This is a genomic window from Paenibacillus chibensis, from assembly GCF_004001045.1.
In the GTDB taxonomy this organism is placed as follows: Bacteria; Bacillota; Bacilli; order Paenibacillales; family Paenibacillaceae; genus Paenibacillus_AQ; species Paenibacillus_AQ chibensis.
This window is the reverse complement of record NZ_BIMK01000007.1, coordinates 229069-242375: the sequence shown is the minus strand read 5'-3', so window position 1 is coordinate 242375 and position 13307 is coordinate 229069. Positions and strand designations below refer to the sequence as shown.

Below are 13307 nucleotides of genomic sequence, written 5' to 3'. Positions count from 1 at the left end.
ATGATGGCGCTGCCGAAGACAATCAGATCCATCGCGCGGAATCTTCGCTTCTGGATCGTGCTTGCCGTGTGGGCTGCCAGCCTGCTGTTCGTGCTCTTTCAGGGCGGGAAAACATCGCTTATGCTCTTGGCGATGATCAGCGTCCTTGTCGTTTATTTAATCGCCGGAGGCCTGGGCGGCATCCGGCGTGTCCATGGACACCGGAGCCTCTCCACGGAGCAGGGGGAAGCGCTGCATGCGGGTGACCAGGTCAAGGTAAGCTTGAACTTCGGGGTGCCGGGGTTCTTGCCGATGCCTTACGTCATCATCCGTGAAGTCATGAAGCGGCATAACGGTGAAACGTGGTCATTTGAAGAAAGCGTGATTCCGGATTTCCGCGGCAGCGGGCAGCTGATGTTCCAAACGCCGCCTTTGGCGAGGGGAAGTTATTTTTTTACGGAGACGGAATGCATTACGGAGGATATTTTCGGACTCATCGAGCATAAGGGGAGCATTCATATTCCAGGCCAATTCCGCGTGCTTCCACGTACCGTATTCATCCCTGGGTGGAAGATGCTGAACAAAAATTCCCGGCTCGCAGGCCCGCAGAGAGCTGCTTCCTCCCGGCGGGAGACCACGCAGATTAACGGCGTGCGCGATTATGTCTATGGGGACCGCATTTCACGCATTCACTGGAATGCGACAGCCAGAACGGGCTCGTGGAAATCCAAGGAGTTCGAATACGATTCCGTACCCAAAATTATGGTCGTGCTGGATGCGATTTCGGCAAACTACCAGACGGACAACCAGTTTGAGCTGGCTGTATCTACGGCCGCCTCGCTCATCAATTACGCTTCGCGTGAACGGCTCTGCATGGGGCTGGCCACGACCGCTGACCAGTTCAAGATGTTTGCGCCCAGCGAAACCTACAGTGACCGCCAGCGGATGATGCACCATCTGGTGGATCTCAAAGCGGACGGGTACGGCAACCTGCTGCAAAAGCTGGAAAAGAGCGGCCGCCTAATTCCCTTCGGATCGATGTTCGTGCTGATCAGTCCGCAGAGCGGCAACCAAGTGCTGGAACTGCTCCGCTGGGCCGATACCCGTGGCTTTACGCCCGCCTATATTCAGGTTTCCGCTTCGGAATCGGACAAGAACAGCAAACAAGGCTGGGTGTCCATGCTTCAAGCCAAGGGAACCTTTGGCTGCGCGGTTACGGATCTGAGCGAGCTTCCCGCGGCGCTGGGGGGAGGTAGAGCATGAAAGCTTGGTCATTAGGATTGAAAAATTCGCTGTTTTACTCCCTGTCTCTTTTATGGATATGGATCATGGGAGCACAGTGGATCTCCTTCATGAATTACACATGGTACGACGAAACGGAAGCGATCGTGAAGATCAGCATGGCTGTCGTTATCTTCGCGGAGGTGCTGCTTCCGGTCAAAAGGGCTTATAAGCTTGTACTTGAAGCAATAGCTATCATGTATATCATTCATCGCGAATTGGTTGCCTACTGGGTGTACATGCCCTCGGGCACGATGGCAAACCGGATTGAGCAGTTTACCGCGAATATGTCGCCATATATCTGGATCGCTGGGGGAGCCTGGATTTTACTGCTGCTGAGCGCCATTCTGGTGAATACTAAGCGGCGAATCCTGGTGTTCTCGGGAATTAACGTCATCGCGTTCTGTATTCTGGACTCATTTACGGCAAGCAATCTTTGGCCGCAGGTGGCCTGGACCGTGTTTGCCGCGATGTGCTGGCTGGTAAGCGAGCATTTTCGCCGCTTTCAGGCGAGATTTCCCGGCGGCTGGAGGCATTTACGCAAGGTTCCGTTTAAAATTTTCATCCATGCCGCCGTTCTGTTCTCGGTCATGTTTATTGCTGGCGTCAGCATGCCGACCGTACCCCCGACGCTGCAAGACCCATACACCGCTTGGGTAGGCAGCTCAACGGGCAGCGAAACCGCTGTTGACGATGTGAGTGGCGAGGTCGTTTCCACCCAAGGGACCAGCACCTCGGGATACAGCCGCAACGACAACAACCTGGGTGGCGGCTTTAATTTTGATTATACCCCGGTGATGTCGGTAAAGTCTGACAAGCGCAGCTACTGGCGCGGCGAGACGAGGCTCATCTATTCGGGCAGCGGCTGGTCGGAGCAGCGGGGAGGCAGCGAGCTGGATGACGTGAATATCGGCTCACCGCTCCGCAGCAGCGGCAACGGAACCCCTTCCGAAACGGAAAGGCTGGAGCAAACCGTAACGATGCTGAGCGACAATGTCTATCCGGTCCTCTTCGGCGCTTATCAGGTGTCCGAAATCAAACAGATGGACAACCCGGAAGCGGGCAAGGCTTATTGGGAAAGCGGCCAGGCCGCCCTTCACTGGGATACCGACGCCAAAAAACCTCAATATCCTAAAACGTATACCGTCGTTTCGGAATTGCCCGTTATTCCCGAAGACGAGATCCGGGGGAAATCGTTCAAAGACTTGTACGCAAGCGGGAAGCAGGATGACGCCTATCTTCAGATTCCTAAGGGCTTCCCCGAGAGAACGCGCAAGCTTGCCGAGCAGGTGACATCTGCGGCGGATACCCCGTATGAAAAAGTGGGATTGCTGCAAAACTATTTAACAAACAACTTTAAATATACGAACCAGCCTGATCTGTCCAAAAAAGTGAGCAAGGACTTCGTCGACAGCTTCCTGTTTGAAATCAAGGAGGGTTATTGCGATTACTTCTCCACCTCGATGGTCATGATGGCCCGTTCGCTGGGCATTCCGGCGCGATGGGTCAAAGGCTACGCTCCCGGACAGCAGCAGACAGACATGGATGATGTGATGCAAAGGCTTGGACGGCAAGCAACGGATAACGGGACGTATACGGTCACCAATGCGGACGCCCATTCTTGGGCGGAGGTTTATTTCGGGCCATATGGCTGGATACCCGTTGAAGCCACGCCGGGATTCAACATGCCTCTCCTGACCCATCAGGAAGACAGCAAGCCGGTGACGGCTCCGCTGCCGGAAGAGGAAGACAACCCGCAGAAGCAGACCGAAACGGCCGCGACGAAGGCGAACGCAGATCGTACCGGACTGAATGGCACGGCCGTAGTCTGGATTACGGCGGTGATCGTCGTCTTTTTCGCAGCGTATACGCTTTGGCTGCTGCGGATTCGCGTAAGATTTTTGCTGGTCGGCATTCGGAAAGGGCAGAGGCTGTCCCCAGACCAAAAGGTTATTGTCATGACCGAGCGCTGGGTGAGCCGGATGAAGCGGAAGGGGATACAACGCAGCTCGAATGAAACGCTCCGGGAATCCGTGAGACGGTGGGAGAAAGAGATGCCTGCATTGTCACCGTCCCTGGCACCGCTTCTGATGCTGTTCGAGAAAGCCAGATACAGTCCTTCCACCATATCGGAAGCCGAATGGCGAAGCGTTTATGCGCACAGCCGGGAGCTAAAAGCTGCTTTGAAAAAGGCGGAGGATTTCGCAGCATAACCGTGAATTACGCTTAACGCCCTCACGGGCGTTTTCTTTTTACTAACCACGTAGATTATGGTATAGTTTGTCCTATGAAACTGAGGTGACAACAATTTGTTCGAAATGTTAATCCCTAAATTAAGGGTGAATACGGTATTTGATATCGACCTGGAAGCCCTGTACGCCAAGGGTTACCGCGGGATCATCACGGATCTCGACAACACCCTGGTCGGAGCCAAGACGCCTTTGGCAACGCCGGAGCTGATCGAATGGTTCAAGCGGGTGAAAGAGCTTGGGTTCAAGCTGGTAATCGTATCGAATAATCGCATGGACCGGGTGGCCTCCTTTGCCACGCCGCTCGATATCCAGTTCGTGCATCAGGCGCGAAAGCCCCGGAATGCGCCTTTCCGCAAGGCGATAGGCATGATGGGCCTCAGCGGCAAGGAAACCATCGTGGTCGGCGATCAGATGATGACCGATGTGTACGGCGGCAACCGCATGGGCCTTTTTACGGTGCTGGTGCTTCCGATTTCCATTGCGGACGAAGGCTGGACGACAAGGATCAACCGCCGTTTGGAAAAAATCGCACTGACACGTTTGCGTAAAAAAGGACTATGGCTTGAGGAGGAAAAACATCAATGAAAGACCCGATGGGCGGATCAAGTGCCAAAAAATGCAGCGGGTGCGGCATCGAGCTGCAGGCGTTAAATCCCGATTTGCCGGGATATATTCCGGAAAAGTCGCTTGGCAGGGAACCGGTTATTTGCCAACGCTGCTTCCGTATTAAAAACTATAACGAGGCTTCTTCCGTGGCCGTGGATCAGGACGAGTTCCTGCGTCTTCTGAGCCAAATCGGCGGAAAGAATGCGCTCGTCATTCATATTGTCGACCTGTTCGACTTCGAGGGCAGCCTGATTTCAGGGCTGCAGCGCTTTGTGGGGAACAATCCCGTGATTCTTGCCGTAAACAAGATCGACCTGCTGCCGAAAGTGACGAATTGGAACAAAATCATCAACTGGGTGCAAAAGCAGTGCAAGGAGCAGGGTCTTAAAACGGAGGAAATCATTCTGTGCAGCGCCAAAAAAAATCAGGGCTTCGACCGTTTGCTGGAGGCGGTTTCCGATTACCGCGGCGATCGCGACGTTTATGTGGTTGGCGCCACGAATGTAGGCAAATCCACGCTCATTAACCGCTTGATCCGCGATTACAGCGATTTGGATCAGGAGTTGACGGTATCCCGCTATCCGGGTACGACTCTGGACATGGTCAGCATTCCGCTGGATGACGGACGCCACATTATCGACACGCCGGGAATCGTATATCCTTGGCGTTACAGCGAGCTTGTGAATCGTAAGGATTTAGGGGCTATCATGCCGGAAAATCCGCTGAAACCGATGGTATATCAGCTGAATGAAGGACAAAGCTTGTTTTTTGGCGGTATGGCACGCTTTGATTTTATTCAGGGCGAACGCCAATCGTTTACTTGCTTTATAAGCAGCCGGCTTCATATTCATCGGACCAAGCTGGAAAAGGCTGACGCTTTGTACCAGGAGCATGCCGGTGAACTGCTTGCTCCTCCGGATAAGGACAGCCTCGGAGAGCTGCCGGATTGGACCAGGCATGAAATCCGCATTCCGAAAGGCGGTAAGCTGGATCTGTTCATTTCCGGTTTGGGCTGGATTAAGGTGAATGGCGATCTGGGGGCTTTAACGGCCATCCATGCGCCTAAAGGTGTTAAAGTACTATCCAGACCTTCCCTGATTTGATTCGAAAATGGGAGAGGGAGGTTGAAAATATGATTACGAAATCCAATCTGCTCGCCGGAACGGGCTCGCTGCTGCTTGGCGTCATCGGGGATCCGATAGCTCATTCCAAATCGCCTGTCATGCATCAGGCTGCTTTGGCAGCCTTGGGTCTGCCGGGCTCGTATGTGCCTATGCATGTCAAGCCGGAGCAGGTAGGTGAAGCCATTTCCGGCATCAAAGCCCTTGGCTTTAGAGGAATCAATGTGACCATTCCGCACAAGCTGGAGGTCATCCCTTACCTGGACCATCTGGATGAAACGGCGCTGCGGATCGGAGCGGTGAATACCATCGTCAACGACGACGGCGTGTTGACCGGCTATAACACGGATGGAATCGGATATGTGCGTTCGCTCAAGGAAGAGGCTGTTCCGGATTTGAAGGGGAAAAGAATCATGGTTCTCGGAGCGGGCGGTGCGGCCCGGGGCATCGTGTATGCCTTGTCCTTGGAAAGCCCGGACCGTATTACGATCGCCAATCGTACAGCAGATAAGGCGCAGGCCATGGCCGATGAATGGAAGGATCTGACCGACATCCGGGGAATATCCATGCAGCAGCTTGCCTCAGAGCTCGGAGAAATCGATATTCTGATCAATACGACATCGGTCGGCATGCATCCGAATATGTCCCATTCGCCCGTGGATGTAGACTTGATACCCGAACAGGCTGTAGTCAGTGACTTGATCTATAACCCGCTGCAAACGAAACTGCTGGAAGGCAGCGAGGCCAAAGGCTGCAAGGTGCATGGCGGACTCGGTATGTTTGTGAATCAGGGCGCGTATGCCCTGGAATACTGGACCGGTTTACCGGCTCCCGTGGCGGCAATGAGAACCGCCGTGCTGAACAGCATGGCTATTTAGCCCTGAGGGGTAAAATGAATTCAGTTGAATATTAAGGAGTTATGATTAACCATGCTAACAGGTAAGCAAAAGCGCTATCTTCGATCGCTAGCCCATCATTTGGACCCGATTTTTCAAGTAGGAAAGGGCGGAACCAATGAGCAGCTGATCAAACATATCAATGAAGCGATTGAGAAGAGAGAGCTGATGAAGATCAGCGTATTGAATAATTGCTTGGAGGATAAACACGAAATTGCCGAAGAGCTTGCTGAAAAAACCGAGGCCGAGCTGGTTCAAGTAATCGGAAGCACGATTATTCTGTACAAAGAATCCAAAGACAACAAAAAAATCGAATTGCCATAAGCGGGAGGGTTTCAACCATGAAGGTAGGCATCATGGGCGGTACCTTTGACCCGATTCATATCGGCCATTTGCTGGCTGCAGAAGCGGCAAGGGATTCGTTCGGTCTCGACCAGGTCTGGTTCATGCCAAGCCATATCCCGCCCCATAAGGAACAGGCCGGTGCATCCGGGGAGGATCGTCTTGGCATGGTGGCCGAAGCGATTTCGGATCATCCCTGTTTCCGCACACTTGATATCGAAATCAGAAGGGGAGGCGTCTCCTACACGATCGACACGGTGAAGGAGATCCGCAGCTCTTTTGAAGGCATAGATTTTCATTTTATTATTGGTGCAGATATGGTCAACTACCTTTCCAAATGGGAAGGCATTGAAGAGCTTGTCGGGCTCATGAGTTTTATCGGCGTCGGCCGGCCGGGTTCAACCCTTGATCTGGATGCGCTGCCTTCTTATTTGGGGGGGAAGGTGCTTTTGGCCGACATGCCTCAGGTCGATATTTCCTCTACGGAAATCAGGGAAAGGCTGGCCACAGGTCATTCGATCCGCTATATGGTAACGGACAGTGTCTATGACTATATCAGAAGGAGAGGATTGTATGGAATTCAGCCGAGAAGAACTGATTAAATCCGTTTCGCAGCAGATGCCGGCCATGCGCTGGCAGCATACGCAGGGCGTCATGGAAACGGCCGTCAAGCTTGCGGAGCGTTACGGCGCCGATCCTGTCAAAGCGGAGAAAGCCGCAATCCTGCATGATGTCGCCAAATACTGGCCAGTCAAGCAGATGGAAGCGGTCATCCGCGAGAATGATTTGTCAAAAGACCTTTTATTTTATGATAAACCGCTTTGGCACGCCGAGGTGGGAGCCTTTGTCGCGAAACGCGATTATGGAGTTGAAGATCCGGAAATACTCGATGCGATCAAGTATCATACTTCCGGGAGAATCGGCATGACGCTTATGGACAAGGTGGTTTGCCTCGCGGATTATATAGAGCCTGGAAGAGATTTTCCCGGCGTGAATAATATCCGCGAACTGGCCAACCATAGCCTTGAAGCGGGACTCGTCGCAGGGTTTGATTCCACGATTACCCTGCTTGTATCGCGTCGTCAGATTATTTATCCGCTGACGGTGTTTGCACGTAATGACCTAATTAAACAGCTGGAGGCGAATTCATGACCCTTACATCAGAACAATTGTTAAACCTGGCAGTAGAAGCTGCTGAAGATAAAAAAGCAATGAACGTCGTGGCGCTCGACTTGCAAGGCGTTTCCTTGATCGCGGACTATTTTGTAATCTGTCACGGCAATTCCGACGTACAGGTGCAGTCCATCGCGACGGAAATCCGCAAGCGCGTGCAGGAAGCCGGCTCGGAGGTTCGCGGTATTGAAGGGATGAACTCCGCACGCTGGGTATTGATGGATCTCGGCGACGTGATCGTCCATGTCTTCCACCGGGACGAACGTGATTATTACAATATCGAGCGTTTGTGGTCTGACGCCAAGGTTGTGGAGACGGTATGACGCTGGTAGCGGGAACGATTCAGACTTATGAAATCATGCGGGAGGTATCTCCTTACGGATACTTCCTGGATGCAGACGGTCAGGATTTGCTGCTGCATTACTCGGAATTGACGCGTGAAGTGAAGCCCGGCGATGAGGTCGAGGTTTTCATATTCTACGATACCGAAGACCGGCTTGCGGCGACGATGAAGAAGCCTTATTTAACGCTGGGCGAGATGGCCAAGCTGGTTGTGGCCGACGTTCATCCGCGGCTCGGATGTTTCCTGGAGATGGGGCTTGGACGTCAGCTGCTGCTGCCGGTACGGGAGCTGCCTGAACTGAAAGAACTCCGTCCCCAGGTCGGGGATTCAGTGTTTGTCATCATGGAGCATGACAAGCAGGGACGTCTCCGGGCTAAGCTCGCAGGAGAGCAGGAGCTGTCGCGCCATGCCTTCAGCGCGCCCTCGGCATGGCTGAATCAATGGTTTAAGGCGACGGTATACAGACCGCTGCAGATGGGAACCTTCGTCATTGTGGACGGCGGCGTGGTCGGACTTGGCGTGATCGGCATGATCCATTCTTCGGAGCGTCTTCATTTGCTGCGACTTGGCGAGGAAGTGGAAGTGCGTGTCAGTCATATTCGTGAAGACGGCCGTGTGAACCTGTCCATGGCTCAGCGCAAGGAAGTCGGCCGGGATCTTGATTCCGAGCGGATTCTTACCTTTCTGAAGGAGCGTCCGACCGGGGGAATGCCGTATTCGGATGCGACCCCGCCGGATATTGTCAAGCAGCGCTTCGGCATCAGTAAGTCGGCCTTCAAGCGGGCTTTGGGCAAATTGATGAAGGAAGGTCTTGTAACCCAAAAGGAAAACTGGACGTATCTTGTGAAGACCCGCTCGGACGAGCAGGGCGAGTAAGTCGAATGTGAACAGAAAGCGCGGTGTCATCATGTCTTCATACCGAAAATTTGCATATGTCTACGATGAATTGATGGAGGACATGCCTTATCCGGATTGGCTCCGGTTCGCCCGTGAGGCTTGGGAAAAGCATGGCAGCATGCCAAAAAGCGTCGTCGAGCTCGGCTGCGGAACAGGCAGCATTACGATTCCTCTGGTCAATTCAGGCTTCGAAGTCACGGGGATTGACCTGTCTGCGGACATGTTGTCTGTGGCTAGACGGAAAATGGAGAGCACGCCGCAGGGAAGCAGACTGTATCGCGAAGGTTCGATCCGCTGGCTTCAGCAGGATATGCGGGAGTGGGAAATACCGGAGCAGGTGGATGCCGTCATTTCATTTTGCGATTGCTTCAGCTATTTGCTGGAAGAGCGGGACGTCATCTCTGCGTTTGCGCAAACCTACAAAGGATTGAAGCCGGGCGGCATTTTTCTGTTTGACGTACATCACCCGAATACCATGATTCGTTACGACGAGGAGCAGCCTTTCGTATGGGACGATAGATCGGTATCCTACATATGGACCTGCGAGCTGGATGCTCCCCGCTGTGAAATCGAGCATCATCTCAGTATTTTCGCGAAGGAGGAGCAGAGCGATCTGTATCGCCGGTTCGAAGAAACCCATGTTCAACGCGCCTATGATCCGGAATGGATGAATACGGAGCTGGTCAAGGCGGGCTTCCGCGATGTGAAATGTTATGCCGATTTTGAATGGGTGGAAGCCGGGGATGATGCTCAGCGGCTTTTCTATGTTGCTGTAAAATAAAGGGGCTCCCGTTATCGTATAAATCGTATACGTAATGGGAAGACCCAGTGCCTCGGGACTCTGTTTTCCGGGGTTTTTGGCTTTTATATTCCCGGGTAATAATAACGGAACCGATAAACGAAAGGATGATTGAATATGAAATTTACCGACTTGAAAAATAAAACGGCGATCGTAACCGGAGCCGGCAAAGGCATCGGTCTGGCTATTGCCACCGCACTTGCCAAAGAAGGCGTACAGCTCGGGTTGATTGCCAGAACCGCATCCGATTTGGATGCTCTGCGTGACTCTTTAACCAAGGAATATGGAGTATCCGTATTCACGGCAACAGCTGACGTGTCTTCGCGCAAGGAAGTGGAAGAGGCGGTCGCAGCGCTCAAGGGCCAGCTGGGCAGCATTGATATTTTGATCAACAACGCCGGGATGGCCTCCTTCGGCACGGTCGCCGAAATGGATCCTGAACTGTGGGAACGCATCATTCAAGTCAATCTGATGGGTACTTATTATGTATCCCGTGCCGTCCTGCCGACCATGATGGAGCAAAACAGCGGCAATATCATCAATATTTCTTCAACCGCCGGTGAAAAAGGATTCGCGACAGGTTCGGCTTATTGCGCATCTAAATTCGGCATTATGGGTCTGACGGAATCGCTTCTGCAAGAGGTTCGCAAAAAGAACATCCGGGTTATGGCCTTGACGCCTAGCACGGTCAATACGGATTTGGCCCGCGACAATAACCTGAACATCGGGGACGAAGACCGGATGATGCAGCCGGAGGATGTAGCTGAGCTGGCGCTCGCTTCTTTGAAGCTTCCGGCTCGTGTGTTCGTGAAATCCGCGGGTATCTGGACGACCAATCCGCAGTAAAAATAGGTGAATGGCTTGGAAGCCTGTCTCTTTCGGATCGGAACCCGATCTGCCTAGAGGCAGGCTTTTTTGCATATCGCTCGATTTCGTAATTTCTAAAAAATACCTTATGAACCGACAACGCAAAAGCCCCCGCGATAGGGGGCGTGAGAAAAACATAGTTTGCGGGACTGCCCGGAAAGCTTATGAAAAGCTGAGGTCCTGGTTATGTATACTCCAGGCAGGGCAAGGGCCGCTGCAAGGCAGGCTATCGATGTGAATGAAGCAGTCTGCGCAGGTAAAAGAACCTTGGACAGGGGATGTCCAAGGTTCTTCTTTTTGCCCGAAGCGCAAAACGCTTGCGGATGGTCCTCCAAACGATTACCGGTGCTCGATCAGATCGATCGTCCCGAGCACGATATGAGCCAGACCGAAACCAAGAATTCCCGTGGCGGCAAGCTTATACTTGCTGCCGAGCAGCGCGGCGCCAGAAGCTGAGACTACAGTTCCAAGAACGGCAGGAATCAATCCTTCACGCATACGAACACTCCTCCTGGTTCAATAAGTTTGGACAGACAAGGTTATTTTTGTTTTTGTTCCGGGAATTTATGCATGCGGTTCATGCTTTTGCTTGTTCCTGAAGCGGATATGGATTCTATCCAAAAGCATATTTGACATACTATTTATGTCCTCGACATCGTGCTCCATGGCATGGATTGCAGGTATCACGGGTCATTCTGCACTCCTATTTAACATATCAAAAATAACATATTTACGTTAAGGCAGCGTGTCACTACACTTTTTTGTAAACGCTATCATTTATCTGGGCTCGGCAGCTGAACCATTTAAGCTTTAGACAACAGAGCTCCTGCGGTAGGCGTAGATTTCAGGTTTCAACTCACTTCAAAGGGAGGGAAGTTTCAACATCCAAGCCGAATCACAACGATCATAAGGAGGAAATTTGATGAGAAAATACTTAAAACCGTGGGCAATATTCCTGTGCCTGTCCCTGTCCGCCTCGCTCATGGCGGCATGCGGTTCCAAAAATGCCGGGGAGGGCGGTCAAGCGCCCAAAACGGCGGAAAAAGTTCATAAAGAAGGCTTCCCGATCGTTGACCAGCCGATAACATTATCCGTGTTTGCGCCTGATGTAGGCAGTGCGAAATGGGATACGATGCAGGTGTTCAAAGATATGGAGAAACTGTCGAACATCAAGCTGACCTTTCAGACGGTTCCCGTGGACAGTTTCGACACGAAGAAAAATCTGATCTTTGCGAGCGGCGATCTGCCGGATATATTCTATGCAGCCAGCCTGACCCCGGCCGAGCAGGTAACCTATGGCAGCCAGGGCACGCTCGTCCCGCTGGAGAAGCTGATTGACGAGTATGCGCCTCATATCAAAAAACTTCTGGATGAGAACCCGGAGGTCAGAAAGTCCATTACGACCCCGGACGGACATATTTATGCCTTGCCTTATGTTGATAAAGGAGCAGTGTGGTATAAGAGTCCCCTGTACTACAACGGAAGTTTTCTCAAAAAGCTGGGAGTAAACAAGCTTCCGGAAACGCCCGATGAGCTGTATGACTATCTGAAACGGGTAAAAACGGAGGATCCGAACGGCAATGGCAAGGCGGATGAAATTCCGCTGACATCGACCAAGCTGAAGGATATTCGCGTGCAGATGCTCGGATTCTGGGGCATTTATGATGAGGTGTATTATGCCGACAAGCAGGGGAAAGTACACTATACGCCGCAGGAGGAAGGTTATAAAGAATATCTATCCTTCCTGAACCGGCTGTGGGCGGATAATTTGCTCGATCACGAAACCTTCTCCCAAACCGATGAACAGAAAAAGGCCAAGGGGAAAAACAATCAGGTGGCTCTGTTTAACGACTGGCTGCCGTATTTTATGCTGGGCGGGGAACCGAATACCGATAATCCTGTCATGTCGCCGCTGAAAACAGGCTTCCCGGATTCCCCTGTTGCCGCAAAGTCTTCAGGCATTTCCAAGAACGGCACTTTCGCGATCTCGGGCACGAATTCGGCCCCGGAAGCGACGATGCGTTGGGTCGATTACCAATACGACTATGAAGGTTCCACTTTGTTCAACCAGGGGCCGGAAAATCTGCTTTGGAAGTATAAGGACAAAGAAAATCATGTGAAGGAATGGCTGCCCGTTCCGGACGGGGGCGACCGTGAGAATTACCGCGGAAAAATTACCCCGAACTACGGGATTACGACGCCTGGCGTCAGTCTGCCGGAAGTGTCGAAGGGCTTGAGAAGCGACATTGACGAATGGGTCGACAAAGAAAACCAGGAGAAAATCATCCCTTACGCCAAGGTGCCGTATCCGAATGTGTTCCTGACGGAAGCGGAGCAAACCGAAGTCACATCGCTGCTCTCCGATCTGAATAATTATGTCGAACAGATGGAAGCGAAATTTGTTACGGGCCAGGAACCTCTGTCAGGCTGGGATAAATACAAAGCCCAGGTAAAAAAGATGGGCAGCGACCGCATCGTCGAGATCTATCAGGCGGCTTATGACCGCTGGGATCAGCAAGGGAGCGAATAATCAAGGAGATCGCTGATTTTGGGGTAAGTTTCCGGGCCCGGATCTTGGATGTGAAAAATGCCTTTTCCGTCATGGGGTGGTAAGGGAAGGCGCGCCTGTGCATGACGTGAACTACATTGACGAAGAGCCGATTTTTATATATAATATGGTTCAATGTTTCTTATGAAATTTCAAATGAAAGCGATGATGAGGGGTATTAGTTTCAGGGATGTCATTCAGAG

At 52.2% G+C, this 13307-nt stretch carries 14 protein-coding genes and 1 other annotated feature (1 of these 15 running past the window's edge); of the genes, 13 read left to right on the top strand and 1 reads right to left on the bottom strand.

Translation table 11 applies throughout. The features are described 5' to 3' along the window. The first annotated feature begins 3 nt into the window (after positions 1-3). From PCH05_RS07695 to PCH05_RS07640, 12 genes are all read left to right on the top strand, one after another. Complete coding sequence (locus tag PCH05_RS07695) at positions 4-1242, top strand: DUF58 domain-containing protein (RefSeq protein WP_127601937.1); 1239 nt, start codon at positions 4-6, stop codon at positions 1240-1242. Beyond that, a complete protein-coding gene (locus PCH05_RS07690) occupies positions 1239-3473 on the top strand; it encodes a DUF4129 domain-containing transglutaminase family protein (protein ID WP_127601780.1) in 2235 nt (744 codons plus the stop codon). The genes PCH05_RS07695 and PCH05_RS07690 overlap by 4 nt, the downstream gene beginning before the upstream one ends. Positions 3474-3569: 96 nt before the next feature. Continuing rightward, positions 3570-4097 carry a YqeG family HAD IIIA-type phosphatase gene (locus tag PCH05_RS07685; protein WP_127601779.1) on the top strand — a complete coding sequence of 176 codons (528 nt, stop codon included), beginning with the start codon at positions 3570-3572 and terminating at the stop codon, positions 4095-4097. Next, complete coding sequence (gene yqeH, locus PCH05_RS07680) at positions 4094-5221, top strand: ribosome biogenesis GTPase YqeH (RefSeq protein WP_127601778.1); 1128 nt, start codon at positions 4094-4096, stop codon at positions 5219-5221. The genes PCH05_RS07685 and yqeH overlap by 4 nt, the downstream gene beginning before the upstream one ends. A 29-nt stretch (positions 5222-5250) precedes the next feature. Next, a complete protein-coding gene (locus PCH05_RS07675) occupies positions 5251-6117 on the top strand; it encodes a shikimate dehydrogenase (protein ID WP_127601777.1) in 867 nt (288 codons plus the stop codon). Positions 6118-6168: 51 nt separating this feature from the next. Then, on the top strand, positions 6169-6459 hold the full coding sequence (gene yhbY / locus PCH05_RS07670; RefSeq protein WP_127601776.1) for a ribosome assembly RNA-binding protein YhbY: 291 nt from the start codon (positions 6169-6171) through the stop codon (positions 6457-6459). 17 nt (positions 6460-6476) lie between these two features. Beyond that, complete coding sequence (gene nadD / locus PCH05_RS07665) at positions 6477-7079, top strand: nicotinate-nucleotide adenylyltransferase (protein WP_127601775.1); 603 nt, start codon at positions 6477-6479, stop codon at positions 7077-7079. Continuing rightward, positions 7051-7629, top strand: coding sequence for a bis(5'-nucleosyl)-tetraphosphatase (symmetrical) YqeK (yqeK, locus tag PCH05_RS07660; protein ID WP_127601774.1), 579 nt, complete (start codon positions 7051-7053; stop codon positions 7627-7629). The genes nadD and yqeK overlap by 29 nt, the downstream gene beginning before the upstream one ends. Then, the gene (gene rsfS, locus PCH05_RS07655; RefSeq protein WP_127601773.1) at positions 7626-7973 is read left to right on the top strand and encodes a ribosome silencing factor; all 348 of its coding nucleotides are present in this window, start codon (positions 7626-7628) and stop codon (positions 7971-7973) included. The genes yqeK and rsfS overlap by 4 nt, the downstream gene beginning before the upstream one ends. Further along, the gene (locus tag PCH05_RS07650) at positions 7970-8869 is read left to right on the top strand and encodes a CvfB family protein (RefSeq protein ID WP_127601772.1); all 900 of its coding nucleotides are present in this window, start codon (positions 7970-7972) and stop codon (positions 8867-8869) included. Before rsfS ends, PCH05_RS07650 begins: the two co-directional genes overlap by 4 nt. A gap of 31 nt (positions 8870-8900) precedes the next feature. Continuing rightward, a complete protein-coding gene (locus PCH05_RS07645) occupies positions 8901-9671 on the top strand; it encodes a class I SAM-dependent DNA methyltransferase (protein ID WP_127601771.1) in 771 nt (256 codons plus the stop codon). 135 nt (positions 9672-9806) lie between these two features. Beyond that, the gene (locus tag PCH05_RS07640) at positions 9807-10535 is read left to right on the top strand and encodes a 3-ketoacyl-ACP reductase (protein WP_127601770.1); all 729 of its coding nucleotides are present in this window, start codon (positions 9807-9809) and stop codon (positions 10533-10535) included. A 360-nt stretch (positions 10536-10895) separates the two neighbouring features. On the opposite strand, the gene PCH05_RS07635 is transcribed toward PCH05_RS07640, so the two are convergent. Beyond that, positions 10896-11054, bottom strand: coding sequence for an asparagine synthase (locus tag PCH05_RS07635; protein ID WP_127601769.1), 159 nt, complete (start codon positions 11052-11054; stop codon positions 10896-10898). A 424-nt stretch (positions 11055-11478) separates the two neighbouring features. Between PCH05_RS07635 and PCH05_RS07630 the strand changes: the two genes are divergently transcribed. Next, positions 11479-13086 carry a type 2 periplasmic-binding domain-containing protein gene (locus PCH05_RS07630; protein ID WP_127601768.1) on the top strand — a complete coding sequence of 536 codons (1608 nt, stop codon included), beginning with the start codon at positions 11479-11481 and terminating at the stop codon, positions 13084-13086. 174 nt (positions 13087-13260) lie between these two features. Continuing rightward, positions 13261-13307: a binding site (T-box leader), on the top strand (it continues 192 nt past the right edge of the window).